We start from the raw sequence: 18,763 nt of genomic DNA on the forward strand, positions 1-18,763 counted from the left end.
ACGCCGATGATAGTGCGGATTCCCGTGTGAAAGTAGGTAATCGTCAGGCTCCCCTCAAGCCAGAAACCCCCGCCCGAACAGGCGGGGGTTTTTGCATTTGTGGCGCCGGAAATGACGTGTGCAGTTGTGCGGCAGCGCATTGGCACGACGCCGGTCCCTGCGCGTAGCGCGACCCGATTGCCCTGTGTCGACGAGACCCGCGTGCCGGCCCAGTCCCGACCAGTTCGGATCCGATTGGTCTTTCACGGTAGAGCGGGCAACGCGGCCGGCCCCCGATCTCCGATTTGTCAGGTCACGCAGCTACCCCTCGAGCATGCCGACTTCCTGCAACGCAGAAATTTGCAATACCTCATTCCGCGGACCACCCCATCTGCGTCCAGCGACCATCAGCTTGATGTTGGTACATCGGGCCGTCACACCGTGAGCGGCGATGATGGCCGACGTTCGGGACAGATGGCGGATAAAGGCGCTATTTTTGTCTTATTGCCAATCTTCATGCTCTGATTTTCCAACGCATCAGCACATCTTGCCGAGCGGATGAGGTGGGGCTACGCGTCGCCCAACGATATCGTCATAAAGATCCATGCGCATAAAGCCCATTCGGACGATATGCCCGCCCAAGCGGAACGTGTGCTCTTCACGGTAATATCGCCGTTCGTTCCGATTCCCGGCGTCCGTCTATGTCTGTCGGGTGCTCGGTGTCTTTTGCATTCCGTCTCCCGTACCGTTCATGACTGACAGCTCTACCGAAAGTGGTCGGACGACCGACTTCTTGCCGTATCTCGTGGCCGCCACGTTCTTCATGGAGTATCTCGATACCACCGTGATCGCGACTGCGTTGCCGCAAATGGCGCGCTCGTTCGGCGTCGGGCCCAACGCTTTGAGTCTCGGGATGACGGCCTACATGCTCGCTCTCGCGGTCTTCATCCCGATCAGCGGCTGGGTTGCGGACCGTTATGGTTCGCGTACGGTGTTCGCGAGTGCCATCGTCGTCTTTACCGGCGCGTCGGTGTTGTGCGGGCTCTCGGGCGGCGTGGTGACGTTCACGGCTGCGCGCCTGTTGCAAGGTGTCGGCGGGGCGATGATGGTACCGGTCGGACGGATGATCGTCGTTCGCAGCACCGACAAGGCAAAGCTGATGCGCGCGATCGCCACGATCACGTGGCCTGGCATCGTCGCGCCGGTCGTCGGGCCGCCGATCGGCGGTTTCATCACGACCTACGCGTCATGGCGATGGATCTTCCTGTTGAACGTCCCGTTTGGCATTGCCGCGCTCGCGTGTACCTGGCTGATCGTCCGCAACACGCGGGCCGACGAACCGCGGCCGCTCGACTGGATCGGCTTCGTGCTGGCCGGTGGAGCGCTGACGTGTCTGCTGATCGGTACTGAAGCGGCCGGCCAGCAGGACGTCGACTTCACGCGCGCCGGCATATTGATCGGTGCCAGCGTGCTGTTCGGCATCGCCGCGTGGATGCACGCGCGCCGCTCAGCGCATCCGCTGCTCGATTTCACGACACTGAAGGTGCCGACGTTCTCGGTGACCGTCATCACCGGCTCGGTCACGCGGATCGCGATCAATGCGGTGCCGTATCTGCTACCGCTGCTGTTCCAGATCGGCTTCGGGCTGTCGCCTTTCCAGTCGGGCCTGTTGCTGCTCGCGAGCGCGTTGGGCAATCTCGGGATGAAAGCGGGCACGTCGTGGATCCTCGATCGCTTCGGCTTTCGCCGCGTGGCCCTCGTCGACGTGACGATCGTCGGCCTCTTTACGATCGCATGCGGCTGGTTGACCGCTTCGACGCCGCTCGCGATCACGTTGTCCGTCGTTTTCGTGTACGGACTCACGCGGTCGATGCAGTTCACGACGCTTGCGACGCTCGCGTATGCGGACATCCCCGCCCAGCAGACGAGCGCGGCGAGCACGCTGTGGAGCGCCGCACAGCAGATGACGATCGGGATGGGGATCGCGTTCGGTGCGTTGTCGTTGCGGCTCGCGGCATTGGCGCGCGGCGATGCCGCGGGCATGCACTACGTGCTCGACGATTTCCGCTGGGCGTTCGTTGCGGCGGGCGTGCTCGCGCTGCTGACGTTGCCCGGCTATGCGCGATTGGCCTCCGATGCGGGCGACCGCTTGCGGGCGAATGTGGCGCGAGGCTAGGGCGACACACGACGTGCATCGAACCTGCGACACGTGATTGCCGACGTTATCTGTTGCGTCCTTGGAACGCCGATTCGCCGTCGCTGCTGTGGCGTGGACGGACGCGACGACGATCGCTGTCCTGGAGGCGGACGAGGGAATCGCTTAGCGCGCGTCCGACAATGACGCCCGGCGCCTCCGGCACGAATCCCGTCGAACGCTGACCGCTGACCGCTGACCGCTGACCGCTGACCGCTGACCGCTGACCGCCAAGCGCCAAGCGCCAAGCGCCAAGCGCCAAACGCCAAACGCCAAACGCCAAACGCCAAACGCCAAGCGCCAAGCGCCAAGCGCCAAGCGCCAAGCGCCAAGCGCCAAGCGCCAAGCGCCAAGCGCCAAGCGCCGAACGCCGAACGCCGGGCCGGTGCCGTGCTCGTCCCGATTGCCATCACTGTGCATCGTGGAAGATGATGCCGACAGTGTGGCGGCGGCCGCTTCGAATCCTGCTCACCCCATGGCGCAAGTTGACGCGATAGACACCGCGCGTTCCCTGCACGGGCCTGCCGTGTACGGCGAAGATCACCGCGTCGCCTTGCGTCAGCGGCACCACTTCCGCACGTGACTGCATCCGCGGCCGCTGTTCCGTCAGCACGAACTCGCCGCCCGTGAAATCGCGGCCGGGCGCCGACAGCAGGATCGCCACCTGGAGCGGGAACACGTGCTCGCCATAGAGATCCTGGTGGAGGCAGTTGTAGTCGTCAGGACCGTATTGCAGGATCAATGGCGTTGGTCGCGTCTGTCCCGCTGCATGACAGCGATCGAGGAACACACGGTGCTCTTTCGGATAGCAGACGTCGATCCCGAGCGCCTGGTTCCAGCGATTCGCGATCGGCGCCAGATGTGGATAGATCGTCGCGCGTAGCTCGGCGATGACCGCCGGCAACGGATACGCGAAATACTTGTATTCGCCGCGCCCGAAGCCGTGCCGTGCCATCACGACGCGTGAACGGTATAGCGTATCCCGAGGATAGAGCGACGCAAGGGTCTCGCACTCGCTTGCCGAGAGCAGGCCGGGCGCGCGCGCGCAACCGTATCGGTCGAGCTCGACATCGACGGCCGGCCAGTCGATCGCGTCGACGCGCTGTGCGATGTCCGACGATGCGGCGGCAGGTTGCAGATCGGCGATGTTCACGGGTGTGCCTCGGTTCTTCAGCGATATGGTGTTGTGGGGTCGCGCATGCGGCGATACGGAAGCGTTCCGCGCACGATTGGAGCGGCGATGAGCGTCGATGCATTCAGTCTAATCGCGCGCGACTGCCGGCGCGCTCCAGATCTTGCGCTCCAATTCGGCGAAGAAAGGGGGACAGTTTGCGGTGCGGCGCGAATGCGCCGCACGAGGTAGGCCCGAGAAACGTGGAAGGCCGGAAGCGAGTGACGAGTGGCAACCAGCGGTGATGGCAACCGGCACACGGCATACGGCATACGGCATACGGCATACGGCATACGGCATACGGCATACGGCATACGGCACACGGCATACGGCAAACGGCAAACGGCAAACGGCAAACGGCAAACGGCAAACGGCAAACAACGCCGACAGCAACAGCAACAGGAACAGGAACAGGAACAGGAACAGCGGCAGCGGCAGCGGCAGCGGCAGCGGCGAGCGGGCAAGCGGGCAAGCGGGCAAGCGGGCAAGCGGGCAAGCGGGCAAGCGGGCAAGCGACAGGACAGGACAGGACAGGACAGGACAGGACAGGACAGGACAGGACAGGACAGGACAGGACAGGACAGGCGAGAGGCGACTGCGACGAGTGACAGCGGTACGCGGCAAGCCGAGAAACCGACAAGCGCTGACCGACGAACCTACTCGGAACGTGGCATGCGGGGCATAAACCAATCGCCACGGCCCCGCTTGATGCCACGCCAATGCAAGGAAGAAGTGACGCTTGAACCCGCCAACGGCCTGAACCTGTATCCGGAGCTCGTCGAGATCAGCCGCCCTTCCGCGCGGCAAGCGGACCGGCTCCCCCGGCCGCCCGCCGCCCGCCGCATCAAGCCACCGACCGGAACAACCAGTAAAGCCCCGCTGCCAGCGCGATCGACGCCGGCAGGGTCAACACCCACGCCAGCACGAGGCTGCGCACCGTGCTCCATTGCAGTCCGGACCCGTTAGCCGCCATCGTGCCGGCGACACCCGACGACAGCACATGCGTCGTCGACACCGGCAGCCCGTACGCATCGGCCGCGCCGATCGTCAGCATCGCGACGAGTTCGGCCGACGCGCCCTGTCCGTACGTCAGATGCTGCTTGCCGATTTTCTCGCCGACGGTCACGACGATCCGCTTCCAGCCGACCATCGTGCCAAGACCGAGCGCGATCGCGACGGCCACCTTCACCCAGGTCGGGATGAACTTCGTCGCATGATCGAGCTGCTTGCGGTAGTTGTCGATCGCGAGCCTGTCGTCGGCGGCGAACGCGGGTTGCCCCGATTTCTCGATCAGCCGAATCGCTTCGGACACCAGATACATCGTGTTGCGCACGTTGTCGACGTCGCCCTGCGGCACGGCCGCCATCGAACCCGACGAGCCGACCGCGGCTGCCAGCGACGTGGACAGCTGTTGGATGCCCGGCAGCACGGCGGGCGTCATCTCGCGGTGCTGCACGAAGCGCTCGACGTCGGCGCGCGGATTCGCGGACGGTGCGACACCGTTCGCATATTTCGCGAAGGTGGCGGCGGCCTGGTTCGCGACGGCGACGAACGTCTGCGACTCGGCCGGCGTCACGGCCTTGTTCAGCGCATACGCGGTCGGCACCGTGCCAATCAGGATCAACATGATCAGGCCCATCCCTTTCTGTCCGTCGTTCGACCCGTGCGCGAACGACACGCCGGTGCACGTGAGAATCAGCAGACAGCGAATCCAGAACGGCGGCGGCTGATCCTTCGGCGGCTCCTTGTACAGTTCCGGAATCCGCACCGCGGCCTTCAGCACGAGCAGCAGCAGCGATGCGCACAGGAAACCGACGATCGGCGAGAACAGCAGCGACTTGCCGACGCCGAGCGCCTGAGCCCAGTCGACGCCGCTCGTGCCCGACGGCCCGTGCATCAGCTGGTTCATCAGCCCGACGCCGATGATCGAGCCGATCAGCGTATGCGAGCTCGACGACGGCAATCCGAAATACCAGGTCGCGAGGTTCCAGACGATCGCGGCGATCAGCAGCGCGAACACCATCGCGAACCCCGCCCCGCTACCGACCTGCAGGATCAGCTCGACCGGCAGCAGCTGCAGGATGCCGAATGCGACGGCGCCGCTCGAAACCATCACGCCGAGAAAGTTCCACATGCCGGACCAGATCACCGCGACGTTCGGCGTCAGCGAGTGCGTGTAGATCACGGTCGCGACCGCATTCGCGGTGTCGTGGAAGCCGTTGACGAACTCGAAGCCAAGTGCGATCAGCAACGCCGCGCCGAGCATCAGGTACGGGAACAGCGAGCCTTCGCGGACGGGCGCCAGATCGGCGATCAGATGGGTGGTGATATAGACGGCGCCGACCGTGAGCACCAGCAGGAAGGCGGCGTAGCCGACCTGCCGGGTGCGTTCGGTAGAGCCGGAATGGGGCGCGGCGGACGGAGCGGGCTGATTCATGACGGTATCTCGTAAGGGAACCGCGTCCGATCCTAGCTTTCGTTACCAGTCAGTTTGATGACAGTACGGACGTCGAATCGTCGTCTTACGGATATGAAAGAAAGGGGCATGCCATTCTCCATATAGTGGGCACGTACCCCCATGGAAACCCCGTCGCGCGCGACGCACGCGAACATCCCTAGCGCAGCATGCGCGGCGCACTGCCCGTCGATTCGCGCGCCAGCGCGACGAACGCGGCCACATAGTCTATCGACGCGTCCGCCTCGCGGATGCCGAGAAAGATCTGTTTCGCGATGCCCGTCTTGCCGAGCCGGACCGGCACGACCGGCATCCGGTCCGCGTATTCGTCGGCGAGCCAGCGCGGCAGCGCAGCCACGCCGCGTCCGCTCGCGACCATCTGCAGCATGATGTCGGTCGTCTCGATCGACTTGTGGCGCCGCGGCACGATGCCGGCCGGCGTCAGGAACTGGTTGTAGATGTCGAGCCGGTCGGTCTCGACCGGGTACGTGATCAGCACTTCGTCGGTCAATTGCTCGGGCGTCACGTATTCGGCGTTCGCGAACCGGTGCGCGTCGGCGACAACCAGCACCTGCTCGTAATCGAACACGGGATCGAAGCGCAGCCCTGGCCGGTTCAGCGGATCCGGCGTGACGAGCACGTCGACGTCATGGCCGAACAGCGCGCCGATGCCGCCGAACTGAAAGCGCTGCTTCACGTCGACGTCGACGTCGGGCCAGCGCGACAGGTACGGCGACACGACCTTCAGCAGCCACTGGTAGCACGGATGGCACTCCATCCCAATGCGCAGCGTGCCGCGCTCGCCCTTCGCGTACTGCTTCATCCGCTCCTCGGCAAGCTCGAACTGCGGCAGCAGCCGGTTCGCGAGCTTCAGCAAATATTGGCCGCCCTGCGTGAGCCGCAGGCCGCGGCCTTCGCGGTCCCAGATCGGCGTGCCGAGCTGCTGCTCGAGCTTGCGCACCGTATGACTGAGCGCGGATTGCGTGAGATGCAGCGCATTGGCGGCGGCGGTCAGCGAGCCGAGGCGCTCGACTTCACGAATCACGACGAGATGGAATCGTTCCAGCATGGCGCTCGCTTACCCAACATATACATGAACAAATTTAATGGATGAATGAAATAATGCCATTTTATTTCATGAGATGAAATCCCTATGATGGCTGCCGGATCCACTATTTCTTCTGGACGGCAGCTTCATGGTGACGACACACAACCTCGGTTTTCCGCGCATCGGCGCGAAGCGCGAACTCAAGTTCGGTCTCGAACGCTACTGGAAGGGCGAGTCGTCGCGCGACGCGCTGAAGGCGCTCGGCGCCGAACTGCGCCGGCGTCATTGGCACCAGCAGCGCGATCTCGACCTCGCGCCGCTCGGCGATTTCGCGTTCTACGACCACGTGCTCGACATGAGCTTCACGCTCGGCAACCTGCCGAAGCGCGTGCAGGACTTCCATGGCGACGCGCTCGACAATTATTTCCGTGTCGCGCGTGGCCGTTCGACACAGTCGGCGGAACAGCATGGGGCGTGCTGCGGCGGTGTCGCGGCCGGCGAAATGACGAAGTGGTTCGACACGAACTATCACTACATCGTCCCGGAGTTCCACGCGGACACGAACTTCTCGCTCGATCCGTCGCGCCTGCTGCAGCAATTGGCCGAAGCGAACGCGCAGGGCGTGAATGCGAAACCGGTGATTCTCGGCCCGGTCACGTACCTGTGGCTCGGCAAGACGAAGGACGATTCCGATCGTCTCGCGCTGCTGCCGAAGCTGCTCCCGGTATATGGGGCGCTGCTGGACACGCTGACCGCGCAGGGCGTCGAATGGGTGCAGATCGACGAACCGATCCTCGTCACCGAGCTCGATGCCGAATGGCGCGAGGCATTCCGCACCGCGTATGCGCTGCTGGAAACGCGTCGCATCAAGGTGCTGCTTGCCACGTACTTCGGCCAGCTGCAGGACAACCTGACGCTCGCGGCGTCGCTGCCGGTAGACGGCCTGCATATCGACGCGATCAACGCGCGCGACGAAGTCGATGCGCTCGTGCGCGAACTGCCGGTCGACCGCGTGCTGTCGGTGGGCGCGATCAACGGGCGCAACATCTGGAAGACGGACCTGAACGCGGCGCTCGACTGGCTCGAACCGCTCGCGCAGCAACTGGGCGACCGGCTGTGGCTCGCGCCGTCGTGCTCGCTGCTGCACGTGCCGGTCGATCTCGCGAGCGAAGAGAAGCTCGACGCCGAAATCCGCTCGTGGCTCGCGTTCGCGCTGCAGAAGCTCGATGAACTGAAGGTGCTCGCGACCGCGCTGAACGCAGGCCGCGCCGCGGTTGCCGGCGCGCTCGCCGCGAACGCGGCCGCGATCGAATCGCGCCGCCGCTCGCCGCGCGTGAACAATCCGGCGGTGAAAGCGGCGATCGCGCGTATCGACACGCAGCTCGGCAACCGTGCGAGCCCATACCCGCAACGGGCGCCGAAGCAGTCGGCACGACTGAACCTGCCGCTCTTTCCGACGACGACGATCGGTTCGTTCCCGCAGACCGCCGAGATTCGCCACGCACGCAGCCAGTTCAAGGCCGGTGCGCTGGACGAAGCCGGCTACCGCACGGCGATGCACGCCGAGATCGAACGCAGCGTGCGCGAACAGGAGTCGCTCGAGCTCGACGTGCTCGTGCACGGCGAAGCGGAACGCAACGACATGGTCGAATACTTCGGCGAGCAACTCGACGGCTACGCGTTCAGCCAGTTCGGCTGGGTGCAATCGTACGGGTCGCGCTGCGTGAAGCCGCCGATCCTGTTCGGCGACATCAGCCGCCCGAAGGCGATGACGGTCGAATGGATCACGTATGCACAGTCGCTGACGAGCAAGCCGATGAAGGGGATGCTGACCGGCCCGGTGACGATCCTGAACTGGTCGTTCGTGCGTGACGACCAGCCGCGCTCGGTGTCCTGCTACCAGCTTGCGCTCGCGATCCGCGAAGAAGTGCTCGATCTCGAGAAGGCGGGCGTGCGCGTGATCCAGATCGACGAGGCCGCGTTGCGCGAAGGGCTGCCGCTGCGCCGCGCGCAGTGGAGCGCGTACCTGAAGTGGGCGATCGAGTCGTTCCGGATTGCCGCGAACGGCGTGCGGGACGACACGCAGATCCACACGCATATGTGCTATTCGGAGTTCAACGACATCATCGCGTCGATCGCCGACATGGACGCGGACGTGATCACGATCGAAACGTCGCGCTCGGACATGGAACTGCTCGACGCGTTCGACAGCTTCCGGTATCCGAACGAGATCGGGCCGGGCGTGTACGACATCCACTCGCCCAACATCCCGACGCAGGATCACATCGTCGGGTTGATGAAGAAGGCGGCCGAGCGGATTCCGGCGGAACGGCTGTGGGTGAATCCCGACTGCGGGCTCAAGACGCGCCAGTGGGGCGAGGTGATTCCGGCGCTGACGAACATGGTCGCGGCCGCGAAGACGCTGCGCAACCACGCGCAATAACGCGCGGACGGAGCGCGTCGCCCGTCACGATCGATGACCGGCCGGCGCAAAGTTGCAGCGCTGCACGCGTGAACCGCCTGTCGCGACGCCGCTTTGCCGATCGGCCGGACGTCGCGGGGCCGCGCCGGACGCCCAATGCAAACGGGCAGGCGACTTCGCCTGCCCGTTGCGCGAGTTGCGTGACGTTACGCGACGCGCGCACCGCGCGGCAGCGCGTCGTCCTGCTCTCCCGGCGCGCCGGCATCGTCGATGCCGACGCGGCGCGAGATCACCCACACGCACACCGACGACAGCACGGCGGCGCTCGTGTACTGGATCGCGAGCGGCCACCATTGCGGCGCCGCGTTCTGCGCGATCAGCGTGGCGGCGAGCGGCGTCAGGCCGCCTGCGATCGCGCCGCACACCTGATACGCGATCGAGATCGCCGTGTAGCGGATACGCGCGATGAAGATGCCGCTGACGAAACCGGCGACGACCGAGTAGTAGCCCGATTCCGCGAGCGTCGCGAGGCCGACTCCGACCGTGATCGACACTGGCGTGCCCATGTGCACGAGTGGCAGCATCACGAACGGCACGATCGCGGCCCACGCGCCGGTGATCAGCAGCACGCGTGTCGTGCCGAAGCGCTGCGCGAGGAACGCGGCGGCGAGCTGCACGGCGAACTGCAGCACGGCGACGATCGTCATGCAGTGCAGCACCATCGACCGGTCGAGCGACAGGAACTGCGTCGCATAGCTGATCATGAAGATGTTGCTGAAGTACACGCCGGCGATCCCGTACACGTTCGCGCCGATCGCGAGCAGCAGCAGCGGCCAGTACTTGAGCGCTTCCCGCACGGGGTTTTGCGCGGTGTTGCCGCTTTTCTTCACTTCCTCGAACTCGGGCGATTCGGACACGTTCGCACGGATCACGAACCCGACGATCAACAACACGGCGCTCGCGAGGAACGGCACGCGCCAGCCCCAGCTCATCATGTCGTCCTTCGACAGCGTGCTGATTGCGCCGAACGCGAGCATCGACAGGATCAGGCCGCTCGCGCTGCCGAGCTGCGCGAACGACGCGAAGAACGTGCGTTTGCCCTCGGGCGCGTGCTCGCCGGCGAGCAGCACCGCGCCGCCCCATTCGCCGCCGACCGCAATGCCTTGCAGCACACGCATCAGCACGAGCAGGATCGGTGCGATCACGCCGGCCTGCGCGTGGGTCGGCAGCAGCCCGATCGCGACGGTCGACACGGCCATCAGCATCAGCGTCGCGAGCAGCGAGCGCTTGCGACCGAAGCGATCGCCGAGATAGCCGAACATCACGCCGCCGAGCGGCCGCGCGAAGAAGCCGACCGCGAACGAGCCGAACGATGCGAGCAGGCTGATGAAGCGGCTTTCGCCCGGGAAGAACAGCGGCCCGAATACGATGGCGGCGGCGGTCGCGTAGCTATAGAAGTCGTACCACTCGATCGTGGTGCCGACGAACGAAGCGAGCGCCGCCCGCTTCGGCTGTTTGACGGAGGTCCCCATCTACTGTGTGCTCCTCTGGAATTCTCTGATTTGGAATAGTCGTGTGGCCGGGCTCAGTCGCGGTACGAAACGCCCGGCAGCACGCACAGCAACTCGTACGCGAGGTTCGCGCCGAGCAGCGCCGTGGTGCCGAACGGGTCGTACGGCGGCGCGACTTCGACGAGATCGCAGCCGACGATGTTCAGCCCCTTCGCGCCGCGGATGATTTCCAGCGCTTGCGGCACCGTGAGCCCCGCGATTTCCGGCGTGCCGGTGCCCGGCGCGTAGGCCGGGTCGATGCCGTCGATATCGAACGTGATGTAGACAGGCGTGTCGCCGATGCGCGCGCGCACTTCATCCATCAGCGGCGCGAGCGACTGGTTCCAGCATTCCTCGGCCTGGACCACGCGGAAGCCCTGCTCGCGGCACCAGTCGAAATCCTCGGCGGCGTAGCCGGTGCCGCGCAGGCCGATCTGCGTGACCTTGTCGCCGTGCAGCAGGCCTTCCTCGACCGCGCGGCGGAACGGCGTGCCGTGCGCGATCTTTTCGCCCATCATCGTATCGTTGACGTCGGCGTGTGCATCGACGTGGATCAATGCAACCTTGCCGTGCTTGCGGTGAATCGCGCGCAGGATCGGCAGCGCAATCGTGTGGTCGCCGCCGAGCGTGATCGGCTTGCAGTCGTGCTCGAGGATCGCGTCGTACGCGGCTTCGATGCGCGCGATGGAGTCGTGCAGGTTGTACGGGTTGATCGCGACGTCGCCGATGTCGGCGACTTGCAGCGAATCGAACGGCGCGGCGCGGGTCGCCATGTTGTACGGGCGCAGCAGCACGGATTCGGTGCGGATCTGGCGCGGGCCGAAGCGCGCGCCGGTGCGGTTGGAGGTGCCGAGATCGAACGGCACGCCGACGAAACACGCGTCGAGCCCGGCAGCGCTCGCCACGTGCGGCAGGCGCATCATCGTCGCGATGCCGCCGCTGCGCGGCATTTCATTGCCGCCGAGCGGCTGAAAATGGGTGTGGTCGTTCATGGGGTGCCTCTTCCGATGTGGGGTTGCCGTATCATGCGACGCGGTCTGGCGCATAGTTTTACGCGTTGCGCCGGAAAGAAGAATGCGAAGATATCGACGTAAACATCGATTTCCATCGATGTATGGAAGGGGAATAGCGTGCTCGGGAATCTGTCGACCCTCGATCTGCGGTTGATCCGCGTGTTTCTCGCGGTCACGGACGCGGGCGGCGTGTCGGCCGCGCAGGCGATGCTGAACGTCGGCCAGTCGACGATCAGCGCGCAGCTTTCGTCGCTCGAGACGCGGCTCGGCTACCGGCTCTGCGAGCGCGGCCGCAGCGGCTTCCGGCTCACGCCGAAGGGCGAGCGGTTCCACGCGATGAGCCGCAAGCTGCTCGCCGCGCTCGACGAATTCGGCATGGCCGCGCGGCACATGGATCGCCAGCTGGTCGGCACGCTGAACATCGGCCTGATCGGCCATACGCCGGTCAGCCAGAATGCGCGGATCGCCGAGGCGATCGCCGCGTTTCGTACGCGCGACGAAGCCGTGCGCTTCTCGATCTCGGTGCGCGCGCCCGGCGATCTCGAGGAAAAGCTGCTGAGCAACGAAATCCAGATCGCGGTCGGCTACTTCTGGCACCGCGTGCCGACGCTGCACTACACGCCGCTGTTCATCGAGCGGCAGGTCGCGTATTGCGGCCGCGGTCATCCGCTGTTCGAACGCGCCGGCGCGCTGACGCCGGCCGACGTCGCGGGCTTCGAATGGGCGTGGCGATCGTATCCGCTGCCGGAGGCGCAGATGTCGACGACGCCCGATCGCGTGACCGCGACCGCCGACAACATGGAAGCCGTCGCGCTGCTGATCCTGTCAGGCCATCACCTCGGCTACCTGCCGCAGCACTTCGCGGCGCCGTACGTCGCCCAGGGGCTGCTCGCGCCGCTCAATGCCGAGCAGCTGCACTATGAAGTCACGTTCCACATGGTCGTCGCGCGCGACGGGCGCGGGGATCCGGTCGTCGACGCGTTTCTCGAGGATCTCGAGCGCGCGCATCAGTCGCCCGACGTGGTGTGACGCTGCGCGAGGCCGTGGGTGGCCCCGGCGAGGCCGGATCGAGCCGGCAATATGAACGAGCGTCATGCCGGAGCCGGGCGCGGCCCGCATCACGGCACCGGCAACCCCGCGTCGTGCTTCACTTCCCGCAACGACAGCGCCGATTCAATCGACGTGACGCCCGGCAGCATCCGCAGCGAGTCGCGCAGGAACGTGCCGTAATCGTCGAGATCGCGCGCGACCACCTGCAGCAGATAGTCGGCCGTGCCCGCGACGTTGTGGCACGCGAGGATCCGCTCGATGCCGAGCACTTCCCGTTCGAACCGGTCGGCGACCTTGCGGTCGTGCGTCGCGAACCGCACCAGCACGAACGCGACGACGCCGAACCCGAGCGCCTGGCGCGACAGCTGCGCGCGGTAGCGCTCGATGTAGCCGTCGTTTTCGAGACGCTTCAGGCGCCGCGCGCACGGCGTTTCGGACAGGCCGACGGATTCGGCGAGGCGCGCGATCGGCAGGCGGCCGTCGCGCTGCACCGCGGCGAGGATCGCGCGATCCGTCTTGTCGAGTTCGGTCATGTTGGCGGATTCCTTGGTCGAATGTCGAGATTGTGGCGGATTCCGCTATGAACCGGCAATCGTGGGCCACAGATGGCCAATAATCCCTCCTCCTTCAGCGGCAACATATCGTCATTGAAGGACGGGGGCAGACCATGATTTCCACGCATTTGCTGTTGATTTATCTCGCCGCGCTCGCGGCCATTTACGCGGTGCCCGGCCCCGACATGGCGCTCGTGCTGCAGACCAGCATCGGCCGCGGCGTGCGGCCCGGGATCGCCGCGGCGGCCGGGCTGTCGCTGTCGCGCACGGTGCACGTGACGCTGTCCGCATGCGGCGTCGCGGCATTGATCCGCAGTGCGCCGTGGCTGTACGAGGCGATCCGCTACGGCGGCGCGCTGTATCTCGCTTACGTCGCGATCCAGGTATTCCGCTCGCCCGTGTTCGCGCTCGGCGACGGCGACGCGGCGGCTGCCGGGGAATTGCGGCAGTCGTTCTTCAAGGGGTTGCTGACGAACCTGCTGAACCCGAAGGCGCTGCTGTTCTGCTCGGTGCTGCTGCCGCAATTCGTGCGGCCCGAGGCCGGGCCTGTCGTATGGCAGATGTTCGAGCTCGGCGCGATGCTCGTCGCGGCCGGCGTGTGTTTCGATCTGGCATGCGTGTTCGGCGCGTCGCGCATCGCCGCATGGATGCGCGCGCATCCGCTCGCGCAGACGGTGCAGCGCTGGACGTTCTCGGCGGCGCTGATCGGCTTCGCGCTGCGCCTGTCGATGGACTGAGCCGCGGCGTCATCGCATCGCTGCCGTGCGGGCCGGCCGGCCGCATGGCGCGGTGTGCCATCGAACGACGGCCGTGCGCGATGCCGGCCTTCGCGCACGGCTGGGGGCCGCTCGTCACGCGCGCAAATCATCTGACTGTTCTAAACTTCCTTTAACTTCGCGCCGTCGCGGACGCGGTGTCGCGAACCGACTGACCGAGCGGAACCGTCTCCCGCCGCCCCTGTCCGATTCCTGGCTGTTCCGTGCAACGCGGTACCAAGGAGGGTCTGAACATGGCAAGGCATCTTCAAGCCGACCGTGAACCCCGAATCGTCGCCGAGTCCAGGTGTCTCGGTCAGTGCGATCCGGCAGAACGCATCCACGTCACGATCATGTTGCGGCGGCAGGAAGAAGGGCAACTCGATGCATTGGTCCACCAACTCGCGAGCGGCGACGCGAACGCGAAGCCGCTGTCGCGCGACGCTTTCGCGCAGCGTTTCTCCGCCAATCCCGACGACATCCGCAAGACCGAGGACTTCGCGCACCGTCACCAGCTGACGGTCGATCGTGTCGATCCGGTCGAGAGCGTGGTCGTGCTGTCCGGCACGATCGCGCAGTTCGAAGCCGCGTTCAGCGTGAAGCTCGAGCGTTTCGAGCATCGCGCGATCGGCCAGTATCGCGGCCGCTCGGGTCCGATCGCGCTGCCGGACGAACTCGGCGACGCGGTGACGGCCGTGCTCGGCCTCGACAGCCGGCCGCAGGCACGGCCGCACTTCCGGTTGCGTCCGCCGTTCAAACCGGCGCGCGGCGCGGCGGCCGTCACGTTCACGCCGCCGCAGCTCGCTTCGCTGTACGGCTTTCCGGCCGGCGACGGCGCCGGGCAATGCATCGCGATCGTCGAACTCGGCGGCGGCTATCGCGCGGCCGATATCGAGCAGTATTTCCGCGGGCTCGGCATCGCGAAGCCGCCGATGCTCGTCGACGTGAACGTCGGCACCGGCCGCAACGCGCCGACCGGCGAAGCGAACGGCCCGGACGGCGAAGTCGCGCTCGACATCGAGATCGCCGGCGCGATCGCGCCCGCCGCGAAAATCGCGGTGTACTTCGCGCCGAACAGCGACGCGGGCTTCATCCAGGCCGTCAACGCGGCCGTCACCGACAAGACCAACCGGCCGTCCGTGATCTCGATCAGCTGGGGCGGGCCGGAAGCGATCTGGCAGGCGCAGTCGGCACATGCGTTCAACCGCGTGCTGCAGGCGGCGGCCGCGCAGGGGATCACGGTGTGCGCGGCGTCGGGCGACAGCGGCTCGGGTGACGGGCTGCAGGATGGCGCCGATCACGTCGACTTCCCGGCGTCGAGCCCGTACGTGCTCGGCTGCGGCGGCACGCAGCTCGACGCGCTGCCGGGGCAGGGTATCCGCAGCGAGGTCACGTGGAACGACGATGCGTCGGGCGGCGGTGCGGGCGGCGGCGGCGTCAGCACGCTGTTCGACGTGCCGGCCTGGCAGCACGGGCTGAAGGTCGCGCTCGCCGGCGGCGGCACCACGCCGCTCGCGAAGCGCGGCGTGCCCGACGTTGCCGGCGACGCATCGCCGCAAACCGGCTACGAGGTGTCGATCGCCGGCACGCCCGCGGTGATGGGCGGCACGAGTGCGGTCGCGCCGTTGTGGGCCGCGCTGATCGCGCGGATCAACGCATCGTCCGGCGCATCGGCGGGCTGGATCAACCCGGTGCTGTACAAGAACCCCGGCGCGCTGCGCGACATCACGAAGGGCTCGAACGGCACCTATGCGGCCGCGGCCGGCTGGGATGCGTGCACGGGGCTCGGCAGCCCCGACGGCGCGAAACTCGCGGCCCTGCTCGCGCGCAAGCCGTCGAGCTGACGCGCCGGTATCTGCCTTTACGTCCGACGCGGGTGTCCTGCCCGCGTCTTTTTTCACCTCCAGGAGCAGCACGATGGGCATCGATTCCGCATCTTCCGGCGGCGTGTATCCGCTGCATCACGGCGACCACAATTCGCATGGCGTGCCGCCGACCATCAATCCGGTCGCGCTGAGCCACGGCCGCGACCTGCCGTTCTTCGATCCGGTCGCGTACGGCAACGGCCCCGACGACTCGGTCACCGATACGACCGAGGCGGCCGCGATCACGCACCACACGATCCTGATCGACGGCAAGCGCATCGCGTACACGGCGACGGTCGGCCATCTGGTGACGGTCGATCCGAGCAGTTCGCAGCCGTCCGCGAAGATCTTCTACGTCGCGTTCACGGCCGACGGCGCGCGGGAGGAGACGCGGCCCGTCACGTTCTTCTACAACGGCGGGCCCGGTTCGTCGTCGGTGTTCGTGCTGCTCGGCTCGTTCGCGCCGAAGCGCATCAAGACATCGATGCCGGGATTCACGCCGCCTGCGCCGTACCAGATCGAAGACAACCCGGACAGCATGATCGACCACAGCGACCTGGTGTTCATCAACCCGGTCGGCACCGGCTACTCGGCCGCGGTCGCGCCGAACAAGAACCGCGATTTCTGGGGCGTCGACCAGGATGCAAATTCGCTGAAGCAGTTCATCAAGCGCTACCTGACGAAGAACAACCGGTGGAATTCGCCGAAATACCTGTTCGGCGAGTCGTACGGCACCGCGCGCAGCTGCGTGCTCGCCTACAAGCTGCACGAGGACGGCGTCGAGCTGAACGGCATCACGCTGCAGTCGTCGATCCTCGACTACCGGCAGGCCGGCAACCCGGTCGGCGCGCTGCCGACCGCGGCCGCCGACGCTTGGTATCACAAGAAGCTCGGCATCAAGCCGGCGCCTGCCAATCTCGGCGCGTTCGTCGAGGAAGTCGCGCAGTTCGCGCGTAGCGATTACCTCAGCGCGTTGCGCAACATGCCGCATGCGGATCCGGCCGTCGTGCGCAAGCTGTCCGACTACACGGGCATCGATACGGCGACGCTGCAAACGTGGGGGCTCGACATCGCCGGCTACAACGCGCGCGGCAATTCGCTGTTCCTGACGACGCTGCTGCATGCGCAGGGGCTCGCGCTCGGCTCGTACGACGGCCGCGTGACCGGGATCTCGTCGGGCATCGCCGGCAAGATCGATCCGAACTCGGGCGGCAACGACCCGACGATGACCGCCGTGACGGGCGTCTATACGGCGATGTGGAACAGCTACCTGAACGAGCAGCTGAAGTTCACGTCGAACTCCGCGTTCACGGACCTGAACGACCAGGCGTTCCAGAACTGGGACTTCAGCCATATCGACCCGACCGGCGAGCAGCAGGGCATCGACGCGAAGGGAAACGTGATTCTCTATACCGCGGGCGACCTTGCCGCGGTGATGGCGCTGAACGTCGACCTGAAGGTGTTGTCGGCGAATGGCTTCTACGATTTCGTCACGCCGTTCTACCAGACCGTGATCGACTTGCAGCAGATGCCGCTCGAGGACCAGAAGGTGCGGCAGAACCTGTCCGCGCGCTTCTATCCGTCGGGGCACATGGTCTATCTGGACGGCGGTTCGCGCACCGCGCTGAAGCGCGATCTCGCGGCGATGTACGACGCGACGGTCAGCGATACGAGCGCGCGGATGCGGATTCGCGCGCTGCAGGCGAGGAAGACGGGCGGGAACGCGTAGCGCCGCCCGTCACGGCCGGCTTACGCGGCCGGCCAGTCGAACGGCGTGTACGGCAGCGCGCGCTTGTGGCGCGAGCCGTCGTAGAAGCGCAGCACCGTTTCGTACACGTTGTCGGCGACGGTCTTGCCTTCGAGGAAGTCGTCGATCTCGTCGTACGTGACGCCGTACGCGTGCTCGTCGGGGCGCAGCGGACGCAGCTCCTCGAGGTCGGCTGTCGGCACCTTCATCACGATCAGTTCGTCGCCGCCGAGCGCGCGCGCGACCGCACGCACGCGGCGCTTGCTCAGGCCGGCGAGCGGCAACACGTCGGCGCCGCCGTCGCCGAATTTCGTGAAGAAGCCCATCAGCGATTCGGCCGCGTGATCGGTGCCGATCACGATGCCGCGCCGTGCGCCGGCCACCGCGTACTGCGCGATCATGCGCTCGCGCGCCTTGATGTTGCCGTGCACGAAGTCCTGCTGCGCCGGGTTCTCGAATGCGTGGCCGGACGCGATCAGCGATCCGAGCATCGCGTCGGCGGCGGGCTTCACGTCGACCGTCAGCGTCTCGTCCGCGCGCACGAACGCGAGCGCACGCTGCGCGTCGGCTTCATCGTTCTGCACGCCGTTCGGCAAACGCATCGCGATGAAACGCGCGTCGTAGCCGTCGGCGCGCAGCTGTTCGACCGCGAGTTGCGCGAGCCGCCCGGCCGTCGACGAATCGACGCCGCCGCTGATGCCGAGCACGTAGGTCCGCAGGCCGGTCGAACGAAGGTACTGCGCGAGGAAATCGACGCGGCGCGTGATTTCGGCATCGACGTCGAATTGCGGGGCGACGTGCAGTTCGGCAATGATCGCGCGTTGGCGGCTGGCGTAATCGGCGGATGTCATGGAGGGAGTTCCGGAACGAAATGCGAGGCGCCCATCATAAGCGCAATCGCGGCCCGGCGCCGCGCGCGGCATGCGATCGGGCGCCCGCGCGTTGCATCGGCGAGACGCG

14 protein-coding genes are annotated in these 18,763 nt (G+C 66.2%); 6 read left to right on the forward strand and 8 right to left on the reverse strand.

Annotation, left to right across the window (positions count from 1 at the left end; all coding sequences use genetic code 11):
* The first annotated feature begins 730 nt into the window (after positions 1-730).
* Positions 731-2,155, forward strand: a complete 1,425-nt coding sequence (locus BSE24067_RS28805) for an MFS transporter (RefSeq protein ID WP_151065671.1) — start codon at positions 731-733, stop codon at positions 2,153-2,155.
* Positions 2,156-2,582: 427 nt separating this feature from the next.
* Here the strand turns inward: BSE24067_RS28805 and BSE24067_RS28810 are convergent, their stop codons facing one another.
* From BSE24067_RS28810 to BSE24067_RS28825, 4 genes are all read right to left on the reverse strand, one after another.
* Positions 2,583-3,326 (reverse strand): 2OG-Fe(II) oxygenase, encoded by a 744-nt coding sequence (locus BSE24067_RS28810; protein WP_151065672.1) that lies wholly within the window; start codon positions 3,324-3,326, stop codon positions 2,583-2,585.
* 108 nt (positions 3,327-3,434) lie between these two features.
* Entirely contained in the window at positions 3,435-3,824 is a 390-nt protein-coding gene (locus tag BSE24067_RS28815; RefSeq protein ID WP_151065673.1) for a hypothetical protein, read from the reverse strand.
* Between the two features lie 364 nt (positions 3,825-4,188).
* Positions 4,189-5,781 carry an inorganic phosphate transporter gene (locus BSE24067_RS28820; RefSeq protein ID WP_151065674.1) on the reverse strand — a complete coding sequence of 531 codons (1,593 nt, stop codon included), beginning with the start codon at positions 5,779-5,781 and terminating at the stop codon, positions 4,189-4,191.
* 178 nt (positions 5,782-5,959) lie between these two features.
* The gene (locus BSE24067_RS28825; RefSeq protein ID WP_151065675.1) at positions 5,960-6,868 is read right to left on the reverse strand and encodes a LysR family transcriptional regulator; all 909 of its coding nucleotides are present in this window, start codon (positions 6,866-6,868) and stop codon (positions 5,960-5,962) included.
* A 127-nt stretch (positions 6,869-6,995) separates the two neighbouring features.
* Between BSE24067_RS28825 and metE the strand changes: the two genes are divergently transcribed.
* Positions 6,996-9,290, forward strand: coding sequence for a 5-methyltetrahydropteroyltriglutamate--homocysteine S-methyltransferase (gene metE, locus BSE24067_RS28830; protein ID WP_151065676.1), 2,295 nt, complete (start codon positions 6,996-6,998; stop codon positions 9,288-9,290).
* 185 nt (positions 9,291-9,475) lie between these two features.
* On the opposite strand, the gene BSE24067_RS28835 is transcribed toward metE, so the two are convergent.
* Both BSE24067_RS28835 and speB read right to left on the reverse strand, forming a co-directional pair.
* The gene (locus BSE24067_RS28835) at positions 9,476-10,801 is read right to left on the reverse strand and encodes an MFS transporter (protein WP_151065677.1); all 1,326 of its coding nucleotides are present in this window, start codon (positions 10,799-10,801) and stop codon (positions 9,476-9,478) included.
* Positions 10,802-10,854: 53 nt separating this feature from the next.
* Positions 10,855-11,811 carry an agmatinase gene (speB, locus tag BSE24067_RS28840; RefSeq protein ID WP_151065678.1) on the reverse strand — a complete coding sequence of 319 codons (957 nt, stop codon included), beginning with the start codon at positions 11,809-11,811 and terminating at the stop codon, positions 10,855-10,857.
* Between the two features lie 138 nt (positions 11,812-11,949).
* Here speB and BSE24067_RS28845 point away from each other — a divergent pair, with 138 nt between their 5' ends.
* Positions 11,950-12,861 carry a LysR family transcriptional regulator gene (locus BSE24067_RS28845; RefSeq protein WP_151065679.1) on the forward strand — a complete coding sequence of 304 codons (912 nt, stop codon included), beginning with the start codon at positions 11,950-11,952 and terminating at the stop codon, positions 12,859-12,861.
* Between the two features lie 89 nt (positions 12,862-12,950).
* Here the strand turns inward: BSE24067_RS28845 and BSE24067_RS28850 are convergent, their stop codons facing one another.
* Complete coding sequence (locus BSE24067_RS28850; RefSeq protein WP_050016315.1) at positions 12,951-13,415, reverse strand: Lrp/AsnC family transcriptional regulator; 465 nt, start codon at positions 13,413-13,415, stop codon at positions 12,951-12,953.
* A gap of 134 nt (positions 13,416-13,549) precedes the next feature.
* On the opposite strand from BSE24067_RS28850, the gene BSE24067_RS28855 reads away from it, so the two are divergent.
* From BSE24067_RS28855 to BSE24067_RS28865, 3 genes are all read left to right on the forward strand, one after another.
* Positions 13,550-14,173, forward strand: coding sequence for a LysE family translocator (locus BSE24067_RS28855; protein ID WP_151065680.1), 624 nt, complete (start codon positions 13,550-13,552; stop codon positions 14,171-14,173).
* Between the two features lie 272 nt (positions 14,174-14,445).
* Positions 14,446-16,035: a S53 family peptidase gene (locus BSE24067_RS28860; protein WP_151065681.1), complete on the forward strand. Its 1,590-nt coding sequence runs from the start codon at positions 14,446-14,448 to the stop codon at positions 16,033-16,035.
* A 73-nt stretch (positions 16,036-16,108) separates the two neighbouring features.
* The gene (locus BSE24067_RS28865; protein WP_151065682.1) at positions 16,109-17,785 is read left to right on the forward strand and encodes a S10 family peptidase; all 1,677 of its coding nucleotides are present in this window, start codon (positions 16,109-16,111) and stop codon (positions 17,783-17,785) included.
* Positions 17,786-17,805: 20 nt separating this feature from the next.
* Here the strand turns inward: BSE24067_RS28865 and nadE are convergent, their stop codons facing one another.
* Positions 17,806-18,654 carry an ammonia-dependent NAD(+) synthetase gene (gene nadE, locus BSE24067_RS28870; RefSeq protein WP_151065683.1) on the reverse strand — a complete coding sequence of 283 codons (849 nt, stop codon included), beginning with the start codon at positions 18,652-18,654 and terminating at the stop codon, positions 17,806-17,808.
* Between the last annotated feature and the right edge of the window lie 109 nt (positions 18,655-18,763).

Source organism: Burkholderia latens, assembly GCF_902499045.1.
Lineage (GTDB): Bacteria > Pseudomonadota > Gammaproteobacteria > Burkholderiales > Burkholderiaceae > Burkholderia > Burkholderia latens.

Bases quoted from the DNA above. Each gene is read 5' to 3' on its own strand.
- BSE24067_RS28805 (WP_151065671.1), top strand. From the start codon at position 731: ATGACTGACAGCTCTACCGAAAGTGGTCGGACGACCGACTTCTTGCCG.
- BSE24067_RS28820 (WP_151065674.1), bottom strand. From the start codon at position 5,781: ATGAATCAGCCCGCTCCGTCCGCCGCGCCCCATTCCGGCTCTACCGAA.
- BSE24067_RS28825 (WP_151065675.1), bottom strand. From the start codon at position 6,868: ATGCTGGAACGATTCCATCTCGTCGTGATTCGTGAAGTCGAGCGCCTC.
- metE (WP_151065676.1), top strand. From the start codon at position 6,996: ATGGTGACGACACACAACCTCGGTTTTCCGCGCATCGGCGCGAAGCGC.
- BSE24067_RS28835 (WP_151065677.1), bottom strand. From the start codon at position 10,801: ATGGGGACCTCCGTCAAACAGCCGAAGCGGGCGGCGCTCGCTTCGTTC.
- speB (WP_151065678.1), bottom strand. From the start codon at position 11,811: ATGAACGACCACACCCATTTTCAGCCGCTCGGCGGCAATGAAATGCCG.
- BSE24067_RS28850 (WP_050016315.1), bottom strand. From the start codon at position 13,415: ATGACCGAACTCGACAAGACGGATCGCGCGATCCTCGCCGCGGTGCAG.
- BSE24067_RS28855 (WP_151065680.1), top strand. From the start codon at position 13,550: ATGATTTCCACGCATTTGCTGTTGATTTATCTCGCCGCGCTCGCGGCC.
- BSE24067_RS28860 (WP_151065681.1), top strand. From the start codon at position 14,446: ATGGCAAGGCATCTTCAAGCCGACCGTGAACCCCGAATCGTCGCCGAG.
- BSE24067_RS28865 (WP_151065682.1), top strand. From the start codon at position 16,109: ATGGGCATCGATTCCGCATCTTCCGGCGGCGTGTATCCGCTGCATCAC.
- nadE (WP_151065683.1), bottom strand. From the start codon at position 18,654: ATGACATCCGCCGATTACGCCAGCCGCCAACGCGCGATCATTGCCGAA.